The following is a 20,528-nucleotide window of genomic DNA, read 5'->3' as shown; positions in this document are numbered from 1 at the left end:
CGCGGCTATCGGGTTCCAGCAGCCAGACGACGTTGGGCGCGAGCGCGTGGCCGCAATCCGCGACATGGTCGAACAGGCGCCGCCTGGCGATGGAAGAGACGCCATCCCCGATGATCAGCAGCTCGGCGCGCCGCCTGCCGAGCATGAAGATCGCTTCGTCACAGGTTCGCGCGGTGCAGATCATGTCCAGCCCGGCCGATCGCAACCAACCTGCGATCTGCCGTCCCTCCTTTGCATCGGGGTCAAGCACGATGATCGGCGCCTCATGCGCAGCGCTCACCATGATGTCGAACAGCTCTGATCGGTCACGCGAAACGCAAGCCGCGTGCAGCAGCCGCCATGCAGGATCTCGACTTCCGCCCCGGCGTGGGCCAGCATCAGGCCGCGCCCGGCGGCACGCCGGTTGCCACGCGACGATGCGTGTTCGGCTTCGTCGACCTGGTAGCCCGCCCCCTCGTCCGCCACCGCCGCGCAGGCGCTGATCCCGGGCGTCCATGCGACCGCCACCGTCACCACGCGGGCGGCAAGCTCGACGCGGCTGAGAGCGTCCGCCAGCAATGCCTCGCGCGCAACCAGGTCGGACCATTTCGACAGGCGTCCGGACGTCATGCCGAGATTGCCGTGCAGAGCAGCATTCAGGATGATCTCGTGTAGGGCGAGTATGCCGAGCGGCGCGATGGCTGCACCTTCCCGGCTCAGCATGGCGGCGATGCTGGCCGCAAGATCCGCCTTCAGCGCGATCGCCGTGGTAACCGACACCGCCGCACTTTCGGTAGCATCGAAGCCGTCCAGCAGCACGGCAGGTGCGTGATGGAGCGGCGGCGGGCCGCCAGTCTCGACAAGCCACACACCGCGCCGAATGCACACGGCGAGGGATACCGTGCCCTGGGCGCCCTCGAGGGCGAGAGGTTCAACCAACATCGTCATCTTCAACAGACTACGGCTGCCCTTGCTAAGGATCCGTTAACCGGCCACGGCGCATGACTCAGCGATGCCGCTCATCCCGACGAGGTTCGATCGCCCATCGCCACACGCAACCAACAACCTGCGGCTGCGCAGCGTCATCGACGAGATACAGGTTGCGCGCTTGGGCTGCCCGCGCCTTGACGCGGTGGTTGCTGACATACTCGCGGAACTGGAGCAGGTCGCGCATCCGGACATCGAGTACCAGCGCTACACGTCACCACCGTTTGCCTGCTGGTCCACAAGCCTGACGGATGCCATCGGGCTACTGCCGCCAAGCTACAATTTCTCGGTCGGCCGGCGTGACAGCGTCTCGTGGGCGTGGATCCAGCCGAACGATCGCTGGCAGCCGCAGGAGCACGAGGTGCGTCACGACCATCCCGGCGGCAGCGGACTGGTCGTCGCCTACACAGCGGCGCTGGCGATGACCTGCGCGGTGCTCATCCTGCACAGCCGCCGCCTGATCATCGAGACTGCCTGACGATGGCGCCGACGAGATGCTCGAGAGACATCTCCGCCTCGACCGCCCCGATATCCTTCGCGGCCTTCGGCATCCCGTAGATCAGGCAGCTCGCCTCGCTCTGTCCGAGCGTGTGCGCCCCTGCCTGGCGCATCGCAAGCAGCCCGGCCGCGCCGTCCCGCCCCATGCCGGTCAGGATGATCCCCAGGGCGTTCGACCCGATGGTATCGGCGAATGACCGGAACAAGACATCCACCGAAGGACGATGTCCGGACACCGCAGCGCCGTCGTGCAGCCGGCAGGAATATCGCGAACCGCTGCGGGTCAGCTCGAGATGCCGCGCTCCGTTGGCGATATAGACGTGCCCGGGGTTCACCACCTGGCCGTCCGTCGCCTCGCAGACCGACATCATGCAGATCTGGTCCAGCCGCTTTGCAAACGATGCGGTGAAGCCGGGTGGCATGTGCTGTGCGATCAGGATCGCCGGGCAGTCTGCGGGAAGGTCGACGAGCAGTCGCTGCAACGCCTCGACGCCGCCTGTCGATGCGCCCACCGCGACGATGCGTCCGGCCGCGGATAGCAGCGGGTCGACCCGCGGTCTGAGCCTTGTCGCCGGCTCGCTTCGCGCCCGCGGTCTGGCCTGCGCCGCCGCCTTCACCTTGGTCAGCAGCTCCTCGCGCAACAGGAGCAGGCCATCGCGCACCCCGAGCGTCGGCTTGGCAACGACATCGACCGCACCGAGTTCCAGTGCGTGCAGGGCGATGTCGGTACCCCGCTGCGTCAGCGTGGAGACCACCACGACCGGCATCGGCCGCAAGGCCATCAGGCGCTCCAGGAAGCTGAGCCCGTCCATTCTCGGCATCTCGATATCGAGGGTAAGAACGTCAGGGGCGAGTAGCTTGATCTTCTCCCGGGCGATATAGGGATCGCCCGCCGTACCGACCACCTCGATGCCGGGATCGCTTGCAAGCATCTCCGTCATGAGCTGGCGCATCAGTGCCGAATCGTCGACGATCAGGACCCGTATTGCCATTTCAGTCGAACAGCTCGATGGAACCGGTGGGCGTTTTGCGGATGCTTCGGGCAAAGCCCTGCTCCAGTCTGGCGACCTTGCTGTTCGCTGACTCGATCTGCAGCATCATGACCTTGCCGGTCAGTGGCAGGTATTCGACGCGTCGTGCATGCAACCCACGCAGATCGCACGCGGCAACACTCATGTTTTCCGCGCGCAGATAGGCTTCGGCAAAATCCGCATTCTTGCATCCGATCGCCGCATGGTCCGCCATCATCAGTCCGCCGCCGAACAGCTTGACCTCGAGCCGGCGCCGCACGCCGCCGAGCTGCAGTATGTCGTTGATCAGCCGCTCCATGGCAAAATTGCCGTAGCGCATGCTTTCGCTCGCATCGCCCCAGTTGCCCGTATCGCTCTGCGGCAGCATGAAGTGGTTCATGCCGCCGGCACCGGCGACCGGGTCGCGGATGCAGGCGGCGATGCAGGATCCCAGCACGGTTATGATCAGGTGGCTGGGGTCGCGCGTGACAAAATGTTCGCCGGGACCGATCTTGATTTTCTTCATGTGGCGGAGCTGGCTATCAGCGGATCTTGCGGTAGATGGTGCGGCCCTGGCTCTCGAACCGGTCGCTGACGCCGAGCAGGCTTTCGGAATGACCGATGAATAGCCAGCCATCCGGCTGAAGCAGGTCGGCGAGCCGGTCGAACAGCTGGCGCTGCGTCGGCTTGTCGAAATAGATCACCACGTTGCGGCAGAATATGACGTCGAACCGGCCCTGCATCGGCCACTTGTCTTGAAGATTGAGTCGCTTGAACGCGATCAGGTCGCGCAGTGCCTGCTTCATCTCGACCAACCCGTCCAGGCGGCGTCTTACGAGCCTCTCGAACTGCGGCGGTATCGCATCTGCCCGCTCAGCCTGGTAGCTGCCGGCAGCCGCGAGGTCGACCATGTTGCTGTCGATGTCGGTCGCCAGGATACGCGCGTCCCAACCGCGCTTCATGGCTCCGGCTTTCTGCAAGGCGCCATGAACCACCATCGCGATCGAATACGGCTCCTCCCCGGACGAGCACGCGGCCGACCAGATCCTGAGCCTGCGCTGTTCAGCCGTCGCGAGCATCCGGTCCAGCAGCTCCGCTAGCGCCACGAAATGATGCGCCTCGCGGAAGAAGCTGGTGAGGTTGGTCGTCAGGGCATTGATCATCTGCAGTCGCTCGTCGTCGCCGGCGGGGCTGTCGACCAGCAGACGGTACTGCGAGAAGTTCTCCAAGCCGAGAACTCCCAGTCGTCGACGCAGGCGGCCCGAGACCAGGTCCCGCTTGCTGTCACTCAGCTTGATGCCGGCGATGCGGTGCATAAGCGCCCGGATCGCGTCGAAGTCCTCGCGGCCGATGAGATCGTCCTGGATCGCCACTGCTGCCGGTGCCACCACGAATTGGCCCTCAGAACTCCTTCCAGTCGTTTGCATCGCTGCGCTCAGGCTGTCTGGCCTGCGGCACCGGGCGGCGCATGGCGGCCGGCGCCACGCGCGCGGCTGGAGCGGACTTGCGTGCTACCGGGCCATGCTGTGCGACCGGCACGGGCCGCACCGCGTCGCCGAGGGTGAAACCCGCGACCATGGCGGCGAGGCCGTCGGTCTGGTCCTCCATCGACTTCGCCGCCGCCGCCGCCTGCTCGACCAATGCCGCATTCTGCTGGGTGATCTTGTCCATCTGCATGACCGCGGTGTTCACCTGCTCGATGCCGCCGCTCTGCTCCTTCGATGCGGCGGAGATCTCGGCCATGATATCGGTGACCCGCTTCACCGAATGGACGATCTCCTCCATGGTCTGGCCGGCCGCCGCGACCAGCCGCGAGCCAGACTCGACCTTCCCCCCGGACTCCGAGATCAGCGACTTGATCTCCTTTGCTGCGTTGGCGCTCCGCTGGGCGAGGTTGCGCACCTCGGCCGCGACGACGGCAAAGCCCCTGCCCTGCTCGCCGGCGCGGGCCGCTTCCACTGCCGCATTCAGCGCGAGAATGTTGGTCTGGAAGGCGATCTCGTCGATGACGCCGATGATATCGGTGATCTTCCGGCTCGCTTGGCTGATCCCCTCCATGGTTCGAACCACATCGCCTACGACGATGCCGCCCTTGATCGCGGTCTCGGATGCTGAATTAGCCAGCTTGTTCGCCTGCTGGGCGTTGTCGGCGTTCTGGCGGACCGTTGCGGTGAGTTCCTCGAGACTGGCGGCGGTCTGCTCCAGGCTGGAAGCCTGCTCCTCGGTGCGCTGCGAGAGGTCCGTATTGCCCATGGAGATTTCACGGGCGCCGGTTGCAATCGTGCTCGACGCCTCCACGATGCCGGAGACGACACCGACCATCATGTCGAGGAGACCGTTCACTCCGGCGCACAGGCCCTGGATGTCGCCAGCCTTGCCCTCGAGCGGCACCCGTTCGCTCAGGTCGTTGGACTGCGCGCTGCTGACGACGGCCTGGATCTGCTGCACCGCCAGGCGAAGCAGCTCGGCGGCGCGCACCTGCTCAGTGATGTCGGTAGCGTATTTCACGACCTTGAACGGCTTTCCGTTCATGTCCATGATCGGATTATAGCTCGCCTGCAGCCAGACGTGGCCGCCGCCCTTGGCGATGCGCTTGTACTGGCCGGCATCGTAATCGCCACGCCCGAGCTTGTCCCAGAAGATGCGGTAGTCGGCGCTCTGCCGGTCGACCGGATCGACGAACAGGCTGTGATGCTGACCACGGATCTCGTCGATCGAGTAGCCCACGGCATTGAGGAAGTTCGGGTTCGCGGTCAGGATCCGCCCTTCGAGCGAGAACTCGATGACCGCCTGGGCCTTGCCGATGGCCGCAAGCTGGCCGGTATAGTCGGCATTCTGCAGCTTCTGCTCGGTGATATCGGTTGCCGACTTGACGACCTTGAGTGCCTTGCCCTGTGCGTCGACGACCGGATTGTAGCTTGCCTGCAGCCAGACCTCGCGGCCTCCCTTGGCAATGCGCTTGTATTGGCCGGCATCGTACTCGCCGCGCCCAAGCTTCTCCCAGAACGCCTTGTATTGCGCGCTCTGCCGGTAGGCAGCATCCACGAACAGGCTATGGTGCTGACCGACAACCTCCTCAAGCGTATAGCCCATCGCCGTGAGGAAATTCTCGTTGGCGTGGATCACGCGGCCATCGAGTGCAAACTCGATCACCGCCTGAGAGCGGCCGAGCGCCGTGATCAGGCTGGTATTGGCGACGGACCGGATACGGTCATCCGCATCCGACCATTCGATGCAAAAGCCTATGCGGGTCGCGTTCTCCTTCAACGACGACACCCGCACGTCAAAGGTACGGGTACCGAGCTTGATGGTCGCCTCTTCCGGCACCTCCAGGACCGCCGACATCCGACGCTGGAGGGATGGGTTGCCCTGGAAGATGTCGACGTTGCTGCCGATAAGTTTCCTGGCATCGAAGCCCGGCACCTCACGGCGCATCTCGGGCTCCGCCGCCTGCATCAGGGCGGTGGCGGCCGAGTTCATGTAGGTTATCACCAGGTCGTTGCTGACCAGCATCACGCTTGCCTGCAACGCTTCGAGGGCTGCTTCCCGGCTGTTCAGCCGGCTGAGTTCTACGCTCGCCGCCGCGCGGCGCTCACGGCCGCCACGCCGGTCGATCAGGGTGCTGAAGAACGAGGGAGCGCTATCGTTGAGCATGATTGTCTTTCGCTGATCGAGCCGCCGGAACGGCAAAAAAGAACCTGACAGGAGTGCCCCGCCCTACGCTGCGGCCAGAAGCATGCCGTCGTGGATGAGCGGGGCGGCACCGCCGGTTCCGATCAGCCGTTCGAGAGAAACCAGCGACACCATCCGGTCGTCGAGTGCCACCAGACCTGTCAGCAGGCTCTCCTGCTCGCCCGCCCCCATTTCCGGTATTGCCCGGATGGAGGCAGGCGCCACCGTGATGATGTCCGAGACCGCATCGACCAGCAGGCCGGTGGTGCGCGTGCCGAGCGTGATGATGATGACCACGTGCATCGCCGTCGGCTCGGTGAGCGCCATGCCGAAGCGCGCCCGCAGATCCATGATGGGAACGATGATGCCACGCAGGTTTATGACGCCTCGAATGAAATCGGGAGCGTGCGGGATCGAGGTCGTCTCGATCCACCCCTTGATCTCGCGTATGGCCATGATGTCGACACCATATTCCTGCTCGGCGAGCGTGAAGGTGATGAACTGGCTGCTGTTGCCGGCAGCGGCCTCCGGGGCGTTCGAGGCCCCGCGATGGCCGGTTCGTGACGTCGGACGGTCCATTATCAGTCGTCCCTTGAGTTCTGGTCAGTGGATGGTGGAGACCGCGGCCGGGGACGCGGGGGCGGATGGAAGGTTCGGGGAGCGACCCGCGCCGGAGGTTGCGGGCATCTGACCACCGCGCAGGCCGGCTACGTCGAGGATCAGGGCAACGCGACCGTTGCCGAGGATGGTGGCGCCACCGACCCCATCGACTGCGCCGTAATTTTCCTCGAGGCTCTTGACCACTACCTGCTGCTGCCCGAGCAACTCGTCGACTACCAGTCCGACCTGGCCGGAGCTTTCGCTCTCGACCACGACCACCATGGCGCGGGACGGATCCGTGGCGGCTCCCGGGATGTCGAAATGCCGCGAGAGATAGATCAGCGGGACATAATCGCCGCGGATGGCGACAACCTCGCCGCAGCCGACCACGGGGTGGATGTCGACGCTCTTCGGCCGCAGGCTCTCGATGATGTTGGTCAGCGGAACGATGTAGCGCTCACGGCCGACCGCCACGATCATGCCGTCGAGAATGGCGAGCGTGAGCGGCAGCGACAGCACGAAGCGTGATCCGGTGCCGAGTTGCGAGTGCACGGTAATGCGGCCGCCGAGCGCCTGTATGTTGCGGCGGACCACGTCCATGCCGACCCCGCGGCCGGAGACGTCCGAGACCACTTCGACGGTCGAGAAGCCCGGGAGGAAGATCAGGTTGTCGATCTCCTCCTCGCTCGGCGTCGCGGCCTGCGGCACCAGCCCGCGTTGCCGCGCACGCGCCAGGACACGCTCGCGGTCGATACCGCGACCATCGTCGCTGACCTCGATCACGATGCGTCCGCTACAATGTTCGGCAGTCAGTCGCACGGTACCCTGCGCGGGCTTGCCGGCGGCGATCCGCCGCTCCGGCGTTTCGATGCCGTGATCGAGCGCATTACGGAGCAGATGAGTAAGCGGATCTGCCAGCTGCTCGATCACCGTCTTGTCGATCTCGGTGCCTTCGCCAGCGATCGCGAGATGGACATCCTTGCCGAGCTGGGCTGAGAGTTCGCGCACCAGCCTCGGCATCCGCGAGAACACCGAGCCGACCGGCTGGGTGCGTATCGCCATCACACCCTCCTGCAGTTCCCTCAGATGCTGCGACAGCGTCGCCAGGCCGCCAACCAGCTCCGGGCACAGATCGGGTGGCAGCAGGGCGCCCAACTGCACCAGCATCGCCTGGTTGATGACCAGCTCGCCCACCAGGTTGACCAGGCGATCGACCTTCTGCACGTCGACACGGACCGTGGTCGGTGCAACATGAGCCTCGCCACGGCGGGGAGCCGGCGGTGGCGGCGCGGTCGCGGTATCGACGGCTGCGGATTGCGTCCCGCGCCCGCGATCCACGGCCTCGACCGGCTCGATCACGAGATCGCACTGGTCGGAGACGAAATCGAAGATCTCCTCGATACGAGCCGGTCCGGCCGAGGTCGAGAGCCGCATGGTCCAGCCGATGTAGGCATGCTCGGGCTCCAGCTGCTCGAGCGGTGGCAGGCGGGAGAGATCGACGCACAAGGTCGTCTCGCCGAGGCGGTTCAGTGCGCGTATCAGCAGCAGTGGCTCGTTCGCATTGCGATAGAGCAGGACATGCGGTGTGAAGCGGATCTCGTACAGGACAGCATCCTCCGTATGCTGCGGCGCTTCCCGGGCCGGCGGCTGTGCGATCGGGTTCGCCTGTGCCAGTTCCGGCGACGCGCAGGCGGCGAGTTCGACAAGAAGCGCGTCCTCGAAGCCCTCGCGCGCCGGGATCGCGGTGCGCTCCGCCGCGACCAGGTCGCTCAGCGCGTCCGTGGCGCGCAGCAGCAGGGCGATGACCGGGGCGCCGGCGGCGATCCTGCCGTCGCGTACCAGGTCGAGAAGCGTCTCGAGCACGTGCGCGAAGGCGACCATGCGGTCGAAGCCGAAGGCGCCGCCCCCGCCCTTGATCGAATGGAAGGCGCGAAAGATTGCATGGATGGTGTCCTGATCCTGCCGTCCCTCATCGAGCGCCGTCAGGCTCGCGTAGGCGCTGTCGAGCAGTTCTCCGCATTCCTGGAAATAGGTCGCCTTCAGGTGATCGAAATGACCAGTGGTCATGGCACTAGCCGCAGACGCGGTTGACGACGTCGATCAACTTGTCGGGGCTGAACGGCTTGACGATCCAGCCGGTAGCGCCGGCACTGCGTCCTTCGGACTTCTTCGATGCATCACTCTCGGTGGTCAGCATCAGGATCGGCAAGGCGCGCCATCTCGGGTCCGCACGCAGCGCTCGGATCAGCGCGACCCCGTCCATCACCGGCATGTTCAGATCGGTGATGATGACGTCTACTGGATTGCCGGCGAGCAGCCCCAGCGCCTGACGGCCGTCCTCTGCCGCAATCACGGTAAAGCCGGCGCTGCGCAGGGTGAACCCGACCATGTCGCGCATCGTCTTGCTGTCATCGACCGTCATCACCCGCTTGGTGGTCATGCGGTCGCAAGTCCGAGCGCCCCGGCAAGGCCGAGATTGCGAATTGCTTCAGCAAGCACGCCCGACATCGTCTGCAGATGGAAGCCCTGGCCGCGCGCATCGGCACTCGCGGATGCTGACGCAAGAACCTGAAGACAGGCCGAGGACACCGCCTCGACATCCTGTCCATCGATGACGAGGTCGGTCCCGGCCTGCAGCCTGCTGAGCAGTTCGGCATGCAGCGCGTCGGCCGCCGGCAGTTCAAGCGAGACGGGCAGCCGGTGCACCGCGCCACTGCCGGTTTCGCCGGATGTCATCGGCGTCTGTGATGCCTGCATGTTCTGCCCAGTGCTCATGTCGAGGCGCGTTTCGCCGCATCCCCGCTTATGAGCGCGAATGCTTTCGATCTGCTTAACGACGCGCCGCGTTGTCAGCGGGCCGACGCCACCACCGGACGCACCAGTCGATGTCGGCCGGCCGGAGATCTGGTCCTGCCCACCCCGGATCCGCAGGTGCGGTCAGCACCTAGATTAACCGCGACAACTCGGATATAGCCTGCAGGCCGGGGTCGACGGGGTGGGTTTTCCACCTCTTCAGGCTCCCATGCCCGGCCCCGAGGTCCGGTGGCAGAGTGGTGATGCAGCGGACTGCAAATCCGCGAATGTGGGTTCGATTCCCGCCCGGACCTCCAGGTGCTGCCGCATCCGGGCCACACGCTCCTCATCAGCACAGGCCACCTCCGCGATGGAACAGCAACTCGAGCATCATGAGCATGCCGGTCATGCAGCCGAGCATGGCAACAAGCACGCGGCCCTGCTGGTGGCGGTGCTGGCAGCCTGCTTGGCGATCAGCGAGCAGGGCGCCAAGCATGCCGAGATCAGGGTCAACGAGAACTCGATCGCCGCGGCCGATGCCTGGACGCAGTATCAGGGCAAGTCGATCCGGCAGGCGCTCGCCCACGACCTCGCGGCACTCGGCGCCACGCTGGATCCACCGCAGACGCCTCAGGGCGCCGCCGCGCGCCGGTCAGTGCTGGAACAGCTGGCCGAGGAGCAGAGCCACTACGAGCGGGATCCCGGCGACGGCAAGCAGGCGGTCGCCGCCCGGGCGCACCACTTCGAGGCTGAGCGCGACCTCGCCATGCAGCGCACGCACAGCTACGACAATGCCGCCGCGGCGCTGGAACTCGCGATCGTCCTGGCCACCGTCTCGGTGATCGCCTCGTCGCGCATGCTGCTCGCCGCTTCGATGGCGCTCGGCGCAATCGGCCTCGCGCTCACCCTGCTTGGCTGGCTGGCACCGTCGTACGGGAGCTTCTGAACCGCCTCAGACGTGCAGGCCGGCGCCCGGATCGGTCACGCCGACCAGCTGGATCCGGGTGCCGTCGGCCAGGGCGATCAGGGTCGACCCATTCGCGACCGATACCGACACCTGGCTGGCGTTGTACCCATACAGGTTCACGCTGTCCGGGCCGGGCCTGAAGCCGTGCAGCACGTCGGTGCCGCCAGCCTGGCCGTCGACGACCTGGAAGGTTGCCGCCCCGCTGCCCTCGTCGATGGTGGCGGTGCCGGCGCCGAGCAGGACCTGCAGGCTGCCACCGCCGCCGCTGACCGTGGTCGCTCCCGCGTTCGCGAAGATGAGGCTGGCCCCGTTTCCGGTGGCGATGTCGGATCTCGTCGAGGATGCGGCCACCAGCATGTTGGCACCGCGACCGGTCACGCTGAGCGCGCCGCTGCCGCCGATGACGGAGTCCGCACCGTCGGTGCTGCCGGTCAAGGACAGCGCACCGGTCCCCCCGAAGACAGCGTCGCCATGCTGTGCGGTGACCTGCAGGGCTCCCGCAGCGCCGATGATGGTGTCGCCGCCCGCGCTGCCTCCGACGACGCTGCTGGACCCGTTTCCGGTAAACATCACGGTGCTGCCGGCACCGCCAAGCATGGTGGTGGCACCCGTCCCGCCGACGAGCGTCTCCGATCCGGCGCCCGCCACCATGACATTGTTGCCGGTGTTAGAGCCGAACAGCACGTCGCCGCCGACAGCACCCGCAAGCGTCGTGTTGCTGCCCCCGGCTCCCTGCGCCACCAGAACGTTGTGGCCACCGCTACCGCCCGCATACCTGCCGCCCCCGGCGCCGCCAAACAACGTGGCGGCGCCGGTGCCGGCGGTGACGTCGCTGGCGCCACTCCCGTTGATGAAGGTGATGTTGCCGGCACCGCCCAGGACGGTGACGTCGCCGGCAGCGGCCTCGACCGTGTCGGCGCCACTGCCGGCCTGGACAGTGGCGCCGGCGGGCGCCGCGTAGCTCTGGCTGGCGCCGCCGAGCGTCACCACCCCGACCGGTGCATCGGTGATGGTGACACCCGCCGTATCGGCGGTCGCCTCGGCGTCGACCACCCGGATCAGGTCACCCGGGTTGGCCATGTGGACTGCGGCACTGACCCGGCCGCCGGAGAGCGTCAGCGGGATGAAGGCGCTCTCGGTGGCGCCGGTCTGGGTCAGCACCTCGAGGTAGATCGTCCCGGTCTGGTTGCTGGTGGTCACCGTTTCGGTCACCGTCACCCCGGCACCCTTGCCCGGCTCCTGCACGGTGCCGGGCTGCGTCAGGCTGATCGTCGGCATCGAAGCGGCCGCGCCGGACGGCGCGCTGTAGCTCAGGCTGACGATATGCAGCTGCACCGTGCTGGTGCTGGTGTTGAACGAACCACCCTGCACCTCGGCGCCGAGCACCTCGTTGCAGCCGCCGTCGGCCGCGTCGAGCGGGACGTGGGAAGTGTCCTGCCAGTATTCCTGGCCATCGATGTAGTAGGTCAGGCTGCCGCGTTCCCAGTTGACCGAATAGGTGTGCTGGACCGACGGATCGACATCGATCGTGTGGTAGATCTGGCCGTCATCGTTCTGCCACGACGCGTCGTAGTAGTGCTCGGTGGACAGCACGGTCTTGCTGCCGTCGAGGCTCTCGAGCAGGTCGATCTCGCTATCGACCCCCGGCGCACTCGATGGGAGGAACTGGTTGTCCGCGCGCCACATCAGGACCGCCACGCCGGCGCCCTGGTTCGGGTTGCCGTAGCCGGTGAACTGGTAGAGGCCGTAACCCTCGCCGGCCTGCGCACCCGCCGCGGTCTGCATCATGCCGACCGGCGACCAGCCCTGCGATTGATAGCCGGTCATGGTGAGGGTGCCGTTGCCGAAGCTGGACTGGTCCGGATTGCCCCAATGGTCGGGCCAGAGCGCCGCGTTGTAGGTCGGGTCGCTGCCAAACTGGTCATCGAAGACCAGGGAGAAATTCGAGGTGTTCAGCGTCACGTGCAAGCACTCCGGTCCCGCGCAGGGCCCGGGTGCGACGCCAGGATGAGCGGCGACCCGGACAGGAACCGGCACAAACAAGGGCTACGTTATTATGATGTCAACGGTTCGTCACTGCCACAGCGGCCTTGGGGTTCGACTGTTGCAACAAGCACGCAGGATGCAGGTTGGCGTCAGGAGAAGTCTGCCATCAGCGACACATGCGCGGTGACGATGCGCCATCCATCCTCGAACCGCACCCAGCACTGGGTCTGCCGTCCCACCCCGGCATCGCCATGTGTCGCAGTCCGCCGGAATTCGATGCAGGTGGTGGCGAAGTCTCGTCCGAAGCTGCTGACGGCGCGACGCAGCACCGTGCGCGGCGGCGAGCCTCCCGGACGGGCACGCCGGAACGCGAAAATCGCTTCTGACCCGTAGAGGTTCTCGCCGACGCCATAGCGGACGGTATGCGGCGACTGCCAGAACAGCGCATCGAGAGTCGCCACGTCGTTCTGCATCAGCGCCTGCTCATAGAGCGCGAATACCGCCTCGACCTCCGCCAGCACCTCCGGATCGTCCACCGCCGGCTCAGACATAGTCGAGCGCCTGGCATCCGGCGACGCCAACCGCTTCCAGCCGTTCCGCCAACTGCAGACCGAGCGCCTCGGCGAACGGCCTGGTGATCAGCTGCACCCCGATCGGCAGGGCTCCGACCTCGCACACCGGAACCGTGACCACCGGCAGGCCAATGAAGCTGATCGGTTGCGCGAACAGTCCGAGGTTGGCGCGCGCGGGTACCGGCGCGTCGTCGAGCAGGATGGTGGGATCGTCGAACCGTGGCGCCATGCAGGGCGTCGCCGGCGCCAGCAGCACGTCGTATTGCTCGAACGCCGTCAGCACCTGCCGTCGATACCAGGACCTGAAGCGCTGTGCCTGCACCAGCACGGCCGCCGGCAGCAGGGCACCCGCAAGGAGCCGTTCCCGGGTTGCCGGATCGTATTCCATGGCGCGCAGGGACAGTCTCGGCAGATGCAGCGCGCCGCCCTCGGACGCCGAGATGCAGAATGCCGCCGAACGGGCGCGGTCGGTCTCCGGCAGATCGAGATCGCCGGCGCCGCCGAGGGCCTCGGCGACTCGATCCACCGCGGCCCTGGCTTCAGGGGAGCCGCGATCGAACCATCCGCGCAGCCTTGCCACCCGTGGCGGTCTGGCATCGGCACCAAACACGGTCGGCTCGATGGGGCGGGTGCACTGCACCGGATCGTGCGGGTCGTCGCCCTGCATGCAGTCGTAGGCCAGCGCGAGCTCCCGCACCGTACGGGCGAATGGCCCGACATGATCGAAGCTGGAAACGAACGGATAGGCGCCGGCGCGCGACAGCCGGCCGTAGGTGGGCTTCAGCCCGAACACCCCGCAGAGCGAGGCCGGCACCCGGATCGAGCCATTGGTGTCGGAGCCGAGGGCGAGCGGCACCAAACCGGCCGCGACGGCGGCGGCGGAGCCTCCGGAGGAGCCACCGGCCATGCGCTCCGGATCGTGCGGATTGCGGGTGCGGCCGTGATGCGCGTTCTCGGTCGAGAAGCCGTAGGCGAACTCGTCCATGTTCAGGCAGCCGACCAGGATGCCGCCGGCCCGGCGCAGCTGCCGCACCACGAACGCGTCGGTGGCCGCCGGTGGCTGGTCCGCCAGGATCTTCGAGCCGGCAAGCGTGGTAACGCCCTCGACGTCGAACAGGTTCTTCACGGCGAACGGCACACCCGCGAGCGGCAGGGCCGGCTCCCCGGCCGCATCGCGCGCATCCTGCGCCCGCGCCGCCGCCAGCGCCTGCCCGGACAGGATCGTGGTGAAGCAGTTCAGCACGCCGTCATGCCGCCCGATCCGGTCGAGAACGGCGGCGATGCGGGCCTCGGTTGCACCGGTCATCAGCCGGGCCGGCCTGGGGCGGTGGTCGTCGGATGCGGCTCGCTGGCGAACACCGGCGCGATCTCGACATCCGGCGCGAGCCCGAATGCCATCACCCGCGCGGCATGCGATCGCAGCAGATCGAGATTGGCCGCCACTCCGTCGAGCAGTGACGGTTCGATCCGGACACCCAGCATGGCGGCTGCTTCCAGGGCGAACCGCCGGCTCTCCTCACTCATGTCGTCCCCCTGGACCGTCGTTCCGTCAAATGTTCCGGCTTATGTCTGCAACGCCCGTGCCATGCGTCAGCCGTCCCGCCGCCAATCTTGTTGCACAGCCGGAACATATGCGGCACCCTTTGGCGATGAGAGAATGCCCCGGACCCCGCATTTCGAAGCGATCGTTCGCGCTGCTGGCCCTTCTCTGGATCACCGGGTGCAGCACCACCGATGCGCCACTCTCGTATAGCCCGGCGAGCCCGATCCAGCCACTCGGGCCGCCCGCCATCGGCGCCGTCACGGCTACCGACCTGCGTCACGAGGACGACCCTGGCTGGTATGGCGCCGTCCGCGGCGGCTTCGGCAATCCGATCAAGGTATTGCGGACACCGCAGCCGCTTGCCGACACCGTCGCGGCTGCCTTCCGCGCGGCGCTGGCGCAACGCGGGGCGCTCGGGTCAACCGCATCGGCGCCGCTCGCCCTGCGGATCGAGATCGCAACCTTCCTGACCGACCAGTACATCAACCGGGAGTGCACGATCGAGCTGCGCCTCACGCTGCGCACCCGCGATGGCACGGTGGTCTATGCGGACGCGCCGTCGACCGACCAGCACGAGGACAACGACCCGTTCTCGGTCGGCATCTTCGGCTCCGTCGAGAAGCTGCGCGCCTTCGACGAGCGCACGCTCGGGCAGCTCATCGACAGGGCGCTGCTCAAACCCGGCTTCGGCGATGCGCTGCAGCGCGCCCGCCGGCCCGAGGCAGTCTCAGAGGTGGCTCCAGCCCCTGCGCTCGAAGTCAAGCTCGGCACCGGCCGCATCCAGGACGCGCACCCGGCACGTTCCGGCCTCGAGATGGCCGATGCGGCTGATGTCGGTCCCGCACGCCAGGGCGGCGGCCCGTAGCGCCGCCTCGTTCGCGGGCGGCACCGCCAGCAGCAGCTCGTAGTCGTCGCCGCCGGTCAGGCATGTGGAACGCCAGGCCGGCCCGGCTTCCCGCGCCGCTCCGGAGAGCGGCACCAGCGCCGCCTCGATGACCGCGGCCACGTGGGACTGCCGGCAGACATGCCAGCAATCCTGCAGCAGCCCGTCGGAGATATCCATCGCGGCGGTGGCGATGCCGGGCAGCGCCTGCCCGAGCGCCACCCTCGGCAGCGGCAGCCGGTAGCGTGCGGCAAGATGGCCCGAAGGATCCTCGAGACCGCCCTGCAGGACCACCAGTCCGAGCGCCGCATCGCCGATGCTGCCGGTGACCCAGAGACCGTCACCGGCGGCGGCCCCGTTGCGACGCAGCGCAGCCCCCGGCGCGACATGCCCGAGGATGGTGAGCGACAGCACCAGCGGTCCCGAGGTCGAGGTGGTATCGCCGCCAAGCAGGCTCAGGCCGAACTCCGCCTGGTCGGCGGCGAGGCCGGAGCAGAAGCCGGCGAACCAGTCGTCGGTCATGTCGGGCGGCAGCGTGACGGTGAGCAGGTAGCCCAGCGGCACCGCCCCCATGGCGGCGAGGTCGGACAGGTTGACCCGCAGCAGCTTGCGCCCGACGCTGTCCGGGGAATCGCCGGGCAGGAAATGCACCCCCTGCACCATGGCGTCGGCGGACACCACGAGCTCCCGTCCGGGCGGTGGCGCGAACACCGCCGCATCGTCGGCAAGGCCGAGCGCCGCCGGTCCGGCGAGGGAGAGGAAATGCCGCTCGATGAACCGGAACTCACCCGGTGTGGCGTCGGCCACCCCACCCGGACCGGTCGCGTGTCCGGATGTCGGCACCGGGTCCATCGCGCAAGACGTCAGGAGGACGGTTCGGCGACGCCGGGCGGGGGCTCGCCGCCACGCTGCGGGAAATCCTGCGGCCGCAGCCGGCGCCCGATCACGTCGAGCAGACCGTTCGCCATGCGCGGCTCCTCGCCCGAGAAGAACCCGTGCGCGACATCGAGATATTCATTGATCACCACGCGGCCAGGCGGACCATCGCTCATGGTGAACTCGGCGCCGGCGGCGCGCAGCAGGGCACGCAGCACCGGGTCGAGCCGTCCGAGCGGCCATTCCGCCGGCAGCGCCTCGACCAGCAACGCGTCCAGCCGGTCCTGCTCGCGCACGGCGGCACGGACGATGCGCCCGAACAGCGCCACGTCCGCCTCCGGCACCCGGCCCTCCTCGTAGCCACCGGTGCCCGGCAGCTCGCCGAGCCGATGGCGCACGAACTGGTCAATCACCGTCTCCGGGTTCTCGCCAGCCTGCTCGCTCTGGAACAACGCCTGAACTGCGCCGACGCGGGCGGCGGTGCGCGGTCGGCTGCGCGGCGTGCGCCCAGCCGAAGCGGTGCGCCCTGCCGGAGTGGCGGCCGGCGGGGACGTCTCGTGATCGGTCATGGGCGCTTCATCGCGCCTTTGCAGCGACGGGTCCAGCCTCCCTGACGCCACCCTCCTTCGTACCGGCCGGCTTCGCAGCCGGGGACGATGCCGGCCCGTCGCCGGCGGTGGTGCCCGGGATCGGAACACCCGGCAGGCTCGGCAGCGAACCCAGGATCGCCTCGAAGTCGCGCGCCTCGCGGAAGTCGCGATAGACGCTGGCGAAGCGCACGTAGGCCACCGCATCGACCTCGCGCAGCGTGTCCATCACCAGCTCGCCGAGCTGCTTGCTGGCGATCTCGACCTCGCCGGACGCTTCGAGCTGGCGCACCAGCCCGTTCACGATCCGCTCGATGCGATCCTCGTCGATCGGTCGCTTGCGCATGGCGATGCGGATCGAGCGGGCCAGCTTGTCGCGCTCGAAAGGCACCCGCCGCCCATCGACCTTGGTCACCACAAGCTCGCGCAGCTGCACCCGCTCGATGGTGGTGAAGCGCTGGCCGCAGGACGCGCAGAAGCGGCGGCGCCGGATCGCGGCGCCATCCTCGTTCGGCCGGCTATCCTTGACCTGCGTATCCTCGTGGCCGCAGAACGGGCAGCGCATGAAGCCGGCGATCCTCGATGGTTGAACGACGCCGAACACGTGCGCCCGCGGGTGATTGCTGACAAGTGCTGTGAACCGGCTCAAGTTGTCGCAATCGTGTTCCGACTCCGGACTTACAAGCCGCCACGTCAACCGTCACCGCACCAGCAATGGGGCGTCACCGCACCAGCGAAGCGCTGCAGCAAAGGGAGTTATTACGGCATGAGCCAGTCGATCGGTGTGACCTGGCCGGACAGCCCCCCACTTCCGGGCAACGCGATCATCGAGGCGGCGGATCACCGGGCGAGACACTGGCACAGCCAGCACCAGGGCCGGCTGCGGCCCGGCTCGGCATCCCACAAGCATGCCATGTGCACGATGTTCCACGAGACCTTCAACCCGTACAAGCCGTCGGTGATCGACTGGCCGGCGCTCGACGACGAGACCCTGGCGCGCATCACCGCGCTGCCGATCTGGGACATCGCGGTGCAGACCGAGGGCAAGGCGCGGCTGCGTATGAAGGCCTACGCCGACAGCCTGAAGGATCCCGAGCTGCACGAGGCGATCGGCCTCAATGCCTGGGAGGAGAACCGCCACAAGGAGGTGCTCTCGCGCATGGTCGGGCGCTACGGCATCAAGCTGGCGCCGGAACCCGAGTACAAGGCGCCACGCGATGCGGAGTGGGCCTACATGGTCACCGGCTACAGCGAGTGCATCGACAGCTTCTTCGCCTTCGGGCTGTTCGAGATGGCGCGCCGCTCGGGCTTCTTCCCGGAGGAGCTGATCGAGACCTTCGAGCCGGTGATGCAGGAAGAATGCCGGCACATCCTGCTGTTTGCCAACTGGGTCGCCTGGCACCGCCGCACCATGCCGGTGTGGAAGCGTCCGATCTTCGAGCTGCGGGTGGCGGCGGTCTGGGTGTTCCTCGGCTGGGAGCGCATCGGGCTGGCGCGCGGCATGGACGCCGATGGCGAGGAGGTGGTGCAGGACAACAACTTCACCGTGAACGGCGCGAAATCGGTCACCGACGAGGAGATCAGCGTGCGTGAACTGATGGGGCTGTGCCTGCAGGAGAACGACCGTCGCTTCGCCGGCTACGACAGCAGGCTGCTGCGGCCGACGACGATGCCGAACCTGGTGCGGTTCGCCCGCCGGTTCATGCGCAAGCCCAAGGCCCGCGCAGCGTGAACCTCGCGGGGCCGCGCCGGCTGCGCTGCCTGCTGAAGGGTGCGGTGGTGGCATCCGGGCTGGCCACGGCGGGCGTCGCCCATGCGGCACCCTTGACGGACGTAGGCGTGTCCGACGGCTGGATGCGCGCCCTGCCGGGCCTGCCGGCCGCGGGCTACCTTACGTTGCACAATGCCGGCAGCAGCCCGGCAACCCTGATCGGCGCGACCTCGGCGTCCTGCGGCAGCCTCAGCCTGCACCGGACCAGCCGGCTGCACGTCATGAGCCACCGCAGCGGGCTCGCGCCGGGCTCGATGGCGGCTGCGCCCGGCATGACCACCATGCAGCCGGTCGCCGCGATCGAGATCAAGCCGGCCTCGTCTGTACGGCTGATGCCAGGCGGCTATCACCTGATGTGCGACCAGCCTGCCGCGCGGGTCATGCCGGGCGCTACCGTGCCGGTCACCCTGCACTTCTCCGGCGGCGGCAGCGTCGACACCATGCTGCCGGTGCGCGGGCCCAGGGGCTCCTAGCCGAAGGTCCTCAAACCGTGATCGGCGTTTCCGCGAGTTCGCGAAGACCGCGTCACCGCGCTCGCGTTGCGTCGACTTGCAGTCTGGGAGAGACGAGATGCGTGCATTGTGCTGGCACGGCAAAGGCGACATTCGCTGCGACACGGTTCCCGATCCGAGCATCGAGGATAGCCGCGACATCATCCTGAAGGTCTCGAGCTGCGCCATCTGCGGCTCCGACCTGCACCTCATGGACGGCCAGATGCCGACCATGGAAAGCGGCGACGTGCTCGGTCACGAGTTCATGGGAGAGGTCGTCGAGACCGGCTCCGCGATCACCGGCTTCCGCAAGGGCGACCGCGTCGTGGTGCCGTTCAACATCAACTGCGGCTCGTGCCGGCAGTGCAAGCTCGGCAACTGGGCGTCCTGCACGGTCTCGAACCGCAACGGCGAGATGGCGGCCAAGCAGTTCGGCTATCCGACCGCCGGGCTGTTCGGCTACTCGCATCTCACCGGTGGCTACGCCGGCGGACAGGCCGAGTATGTGCGGGTGCCGATGGCCGACGTGGCACCGATGAAGGTGCCGGACGGCATGACCGACGAGCAGGCGCTGTTCCTGTCCGACATCCTGCCCACCGGCTGGCAGGCTGCGGCCTATTGCGACATCAAGGGCGGCGAGATCGTGGCCATCTGGGGCGCGGGTCCGGTCGGGCTGTTCGCGATCAAGTCGGCCGCGGTGATGGGTGCGGCGCGCATCATCGCCATCGAGACGGTGCCGGAGCGCATCGCGCTGGCGCGCAAGGCCGGCGCCACCGACATCATCGACTACGCCAACGACGACGTCATGGCGCGTATCAAGGAGATCAGCAACGGCGAGGGTGCCGATGCGGTGATCGACTGCGTCGGCATGGAGGCGAGTGCCGGCCACGGCATGTTCAACCTGCTGAGTGCGGTGCAGGAAAAGCTGACCAGCACGCAGCGGCCGTATGCGCTGGAGCAGATGATCCAGGCGGTGCGCCCGAGCGGCATCGTCTCGGTGCCGGGTGTGTACGGTGGCCCGGTTCCGGTGAATATGGCGGCGGTGGTGCAGAAGGGCCTGACCATCCGCAGCGGCCAGACCCATGTGAAGCGCTGGCTCGGGGACCTGACCAGGCTGATCCAGGACGGCACCATCGACCCGACGTTCCTGATCACCCACCGATCCTCCCGCCTCGAGGATGGTCCTGAGCTGTACAAGACCTTCCGCGACAAGACCGACAACTGCGTCAAGGTCGTGTTCCACCCAGGCGGAACCTCGCTGCCGCAGGCCTGACGGTGTCGGTCCGGGGCCATCGCGCCCCGGACCAGTTCCG

The 20,528-nt window shown here is 67.4% G+C and carries 21 protein-coding genes and 1 tRNA gene; 6 read left to right on the top strand and 16 right to left on the bottom strand.

What is annotated here, in order from left to right:
* Positions 1-276 precede the first annotated feature (276 nt).
* The gene (locus tag FE263_RS22545; RefSeq protein WP_240759338.1) at positions 277-921 is read right to left on the bottom strand and encodes a hypothetical protein; all 645 of its coding nucleotides are present in this window, start codon (positions 919-921) and stop codon (positions 277-279) included.
* A 70-nt stretch (positions 922-991) separates the two neighbouring features.
* Between FE263_RS22545 and FE263_RS10310 the strand changes: the two genes are divergently transcribed.
* Positions 992-1,444 (top strand): hypothetical protein, encoded by a 453-nt coding sequence (locus tag FE263_RS10310; protein ID WP_138325916.1) that lies wholly within the window; start codon positions 992-994, stop codon positions 1,442-1,444.
* Here FE263_RS10310 and FE263_RS10305 read toward each other — a convergent pair.
* The 8 genes from FE263_RS10305 to FE263_RS10270 form a co-directional block, all read right to left on the bottom strand.
* Positions 1,428-2,456 (bottom strand): protein-glutamate methylesterase/protein-glutamine glutaminase, encoded by a 1,029-nt coding sequence (locus FE263_RS10305; RefSeq protein WP_138325915.1) that lies wholly within the window; start codon positions 2,454-2,456, stop codon positions 1,428-1,430. The two genes, FE263_RS10310 and FE263_RS10305, sit on opposite strands and share 17 nt — an antisense overlap.
* A 1-nt stretch (position 2,457) precedes the next feature.
* Positions 2,458-3,000, bottom strand: coding sequence for a chemoreceptor glutamine deamidase CheD (locus FE263_RS10300; protein WP_138325914.1), 543 nt, complete (start codon positions 2,998-3,000; stop codon positions 2,458-2,460).
* A gap of 16 nt (positions 3,001-3,016) precedes the next feature.
* On the bottom strand, positions 3,017-3,865 hold the full coding sequence (locus FE263_RS10295; RefSeq protein WP_205880332.1) for a CheR family methyltransferase: 849 nt from the start codon (positions 3,863-3,865) through the stop codon (positions 3,017-3,019).
* A gap of 10 nt (positions 3,866-3,875) precedes the next feature.
* Positions 3,876-6,128 (bottom strand): methyl-accepting chemotaxis protein, encoded by a 2,253-nt coding sequence (locus FE263_RS22810; protein ID WP_205880331.1) that lies wholly within the window; start codon positions 6,126-6,128, stop codon positions 3,876-3,878.
* 63 nt (positions 6,129-6,191) lie between these two features.
* A complete protein-coding gene (locus FE263_RS10285; RefSeq protein ID WP_138325912.1) occupies positions 6,192-6,725 on the bottom strand; it encodes a chemotaxis protein CheW in 534 nt (177 codons plus the stop codon).
* Between the two features lie 24 nt (positions 6,726-6,749).
* Complete coding sequence (locus FE263_RS10280; protein ID WP_138325911.1) at positions 6,750-8,813, bottom strand: chemotaxis protein CheA; 2,064 nt, start codon at positions 8,811-8,813, stop codon at positions 6,750-6,752.
* Positions 8,814-8,817: 4 nt separating this feature from the next.
* Positions 8,818-9,186: a response regulator gene (locus tag FE263_RS10275; RefSeq protein WP_138325910.1), complete on the bottom strand. Its 369-nt coding sequence runs from the start codon at positions 9,184-9,186 to the stop codon at positions 8,818-8,820.
* On the bottom strand, positions 9,183-9,521 hold the full coding sequence (locus FE263_RS10270; protein ID WP_138325909.1) for an STAS domain-containing protein: 339 nt from the start codon (positions 9,519-9,521) through the stop codon (positions 9,183-9,185). The genes FE263_RS10275 and FE263_RS10270 overlap by 4 nt, the downstream gene beginning before the upstream one ends.
* Positions 9,522-9,782: 261 nt before the next feature.
* On the opposite strand from FE263_RS10270, the gene FE263_RS10265 reads away from it, so the two are divergent.
* Positions 9,783-9,856, top strand: a tRNA-Cys gene (locus FE263_RS10265).
* Positions 9,857-9,909: 53 nt separating this feature from the next.
* Positions 9,910-10,485 (top strand): DUF4337 family protein, encoded by a 576-nt coding sequence (locus FE263_RS10260; RefSeq protein WP_138325908.1) that lies wholly within the window; start codon positions 9,910-9,912, stop codon positions 10,483-10,485.
* Positions 10,486-10,491: 6 nt separating this feature from the next.
* Here FE263_RS10260 and FE263_RS10255 read toward each other — a convergent pair whose 3' ends face one another.
* From FE263_RS10255 to nrdR, 7 genes are all read right to left on the bottom strand, one after another.
* On the bottom strand, positions 10,492-12,468 hold the full coding sequence (locus FE263_RS10255; RefSeq protein ID WP_138325907.1) for a family 16 glycosylhydrolase: 1,977 nt from the start codon (positions 12,466-12,468) through the stop codon (positions 10,492-10,494).
* Positions 12,469-12,641: 173 nt separating this feature from the next.
* The gene (hpxZ, locus tag FE263_RS10250; RefSeq protein ID WP_138325906.1) at positions 12,642-13,043 is read right to left on the bottom strand and encodes an oxalurate catabolism protein HpxZ; all 402 of its coding nucleotides are present in this window, start codon (positions 13,041-13,043) and stop codon (positions 12,642-12,644) included.
* A complete protein-coding gene (locus FE263_RS10245) occupies positions 13,036-14,370 on the bottom strand; it encodes an AtzE family amidohydrolase (RefSeq protein ID WP_138325905.1) in 1,335 nt (444 codons plus the stop codon). Before FE263_RS10245 ends, hpxZ begins: the two co-directional genes overlap by 8 nt.
* On the bottom strand, positions 14,370-14,588 hold the full coding sequence (locus tag FE263_RS10240; RefSeq protein ID WP_138325904.1) for a DUF4089 domain-containing protein: 219 nt from the start codon (positions 14,586-14,588) through the stop codon (positions 14,370-14,372). Before FE263_RS10240 ends, FE263_RS10245 begins: the two co-directional genes overlap by 1 nt.
* 746 nt (positions 14,589-15,334) lie before the next feature.
* Positions 15,335-16,342, bottom strand: coding sequence for a thiamine-phosphate kinase (gene thiL / locus FE263_RS10235; RefSeq protein WP_138325903.1), 1,008 nt, complete (start codon positions 16,340-16,342; stop codon positions 15,335-15,337).
* A gap of 11 nt (positions 16,343-16,353) precedes the next feature.
* Entirely contained in the window at positions 16,354-16,935 is a 582-nt protein-coding gene (gene nusB, locus FE263_RS10230; RefSeq protein WP_138325902.1) for a transcription antitermination factor NusB, read from the bottom strand.
* Between the two features lie 7 nt (positions 16,936-16,942).
* Positions 16,943-17,518, bottom strand: a complete 576-nt coding sequence (gene nrdR, locus FE263_RS10225; RefSeq protein WP_138326296.1) for a transcriptional regulator NrdR — start codon at positions 17,516-17,518, stop codon at positions 16,943-16,945.
* Between the two features lie 201 nt (positions 17,519-17,719).
* Here nrdR and FE263_RS10220 point away from each other — a divergent pair, with 201 nt between their 5' ends.
* The 3 genes from FE263_RS10220 to FE263_RS10210 all read left to right on the top strand — a co-directional run bounded on the left by FE263_RS10220 (position 17,720) and on the right by FE263_RS10210 (position 20,488).
* Entirely contained in the window at positions 17,720-18,685 is a 966-nt protein-coding gene (locus FE263_RS10220) for a ferritin-like domain-containing protein (protein ID WP_138325901.1), read from the top strand.
* On the top strand, positions 18,682-19,197 hold the full coding sequence (locus FE263_RS10215) for a copper chaperone PCu(A)C (RefSeq protein ID WP_138325900.1): 516 nt from the start codon (positions 18,682-18,684) through the stop codon (positions 19,195-19,197). Before FE263_RS10220 ends, FE263_RS10215 begins: the two co-directional genes overlap by 4 nt.
* Positions 19,198-19,294: 97 nt before the next feature.
* A complete protein-coding gene (locus tag FE263_RS10210) occupies positions 19,295-20,488 on the top strand; it encodes a zinc-dependent alcohol dehydrogenase (protein WP_138325899.1) in 1,194 nt (397 codons plus the stop codon).
* Positions 20,489-20,528 lie beyond the last annotated feature (40 nt).

This window comes from Lichenicoccus roseus (genome assembly GCF_005844085.1).
Taxonomy (GTDB): Bacteria; Pseudomonadota; Alphaproteobacteria; order Acetobacterales; family Acetobacteraceae; genus Lichenicoccus; species Lichenicoccus roseus.
Note: the sequence above shows the minus strand (reverse complement) of the source record. Positions and strands in the feature narration are given on the sequence as shown.

What these genes read in the sequence shown, in the direction of transcription:
- FE263_RS10210 (WP_138325899.1), top strand. Translation starts at nt 19,295, where the DNA reads ATGCGTGCATTGTGCTGGCACGGCAAAGGCGACATTCGCTGCGACACG.
- FE263_RS10280 (WP_138325911.1), bottom strand. Translation starts at nt 8,813, where the DNA reads ATGACCACTGGTCATTTCGATCACCTGAAGGCGACCTATTTCCAGGAA.
- FE263_RS10285 (WP_138325912.1), bottom strand. Translation starts at nt 6,725, where the DNA reads ATGGACCGTCCGACGTCACGAACCGGCCATCGCGGGGCCTCGAACGCC.
- thiL (WP_138325903.1), bottom strand. Translation starts at nt 16,342, where the DNA reads ATGGACCCGGTGCCGACATCCGGACACGCGACCGGTCCGGGTGGGGTG.
- FE263_RS22810 (WP_205880331.1), bottom strand. Translation starts at nt 6,128, where the DNA reads ATGCTCAACGATAGCGCTCCCTCGTTCTTCAGCACCCTGATCGACCGG.
- FE263_RS10305 (WP_138325915.1), bottom strand. Translation starts at nt 2,456, where the DNA reads ATGGCAATACGGGTCCTGATCGTCGACGATTCGGCACTGATGCGCCAG.
- FE263_RS10275 (WP_138325910.1), bottom strand. Translation starts at nt 9,186, where the DNA reads ATGACCACCAAGCGGGTGATGACGGTCGATGACAGCAAGACGATGCGC.
- FE263_RS10260 (WP_138325908.1), top strand. Translation starts at nt 9,910, where the DNA reads ATGGAACAGCAACTCGAGCATCATGAGCATGCCGGTCATGCAGCCGAG.
- FE263_RS10220 (WP_138325901.1), top strand. Translation starts at nt 17,720, where the DNA reads ATGAGCCAGTCGATCGGTGTGACCTGGCCGGACAGCCCCCCACTTCCG.
- FE263_RS10240 (WP_138325904.1), bottom strand. Translation starts at nt 14,588, where the DNA reads ATGAGTGAGGAGAGCCGGCGGTTCGCCCTGGAAGCAGCCGCCATGCTG.
- FE263_RS10310 (WP_138325916.1), top strand. Translation starts at nt 992, where the DNA reads ATGCCGCTCATCCCGACGAGGTTCGATCGCCCATCGCCACACGCAACC.
- FE263_RS22545 (WP_240759338.1), bottom strand. Translation starts at nt 921, where the DNA reads ATGTTGGTTGAACCTCTCGCCCTCGAGGGCGCCCAGGGCACGGTATCC.
- hpxZ (WP_138325906.1), bottom strand. Translation starts at nt 13,043, where the DNA reads ATGTCTGAGCCGGCGGTGGACGATCCGGAGGTGCTGGCGGAGGTCGAG.
- nusB (WP_138325902.1), bottom strand. Translation starts at nt 16,935, where the DNA reads ATGACCGATCACGAGACGTCCCCGCCGGCCGCCACTCCGGCAGGGCGC.
- FE263_RS10245 (WP_138325905.1), bottom strand. Translation starts at nt 14,370, where the DNA reads ATGACCGGTGCAACCGAGGCCCGCATCGCCGCCGTTCTCGACCGGATC.
- nrdR (WP_138326296.1), bottom strand. Translation starts at nt 17,518, where the DNA reads ATGCGCTGCCCGTTCTGCGGCCACGAGGATACGCAGGTCAAGGATAGC.
- FE263_RS10300 (WP_138325914.1), bottom strand. Translation starts at nt 3,000, where the DNA reads ATGAAGAAAATCAAGATCGGTCCCGGCGAACATTTTGTCACGCGCGAC.
- FE263_RS10270 (WP_138325909.1), bottom strand. Translation starts at nt 9,521, where the DNA reads ATGAGCACTGGGCAGAACATGCAGGCATCACAGACGCCGATGACATCC.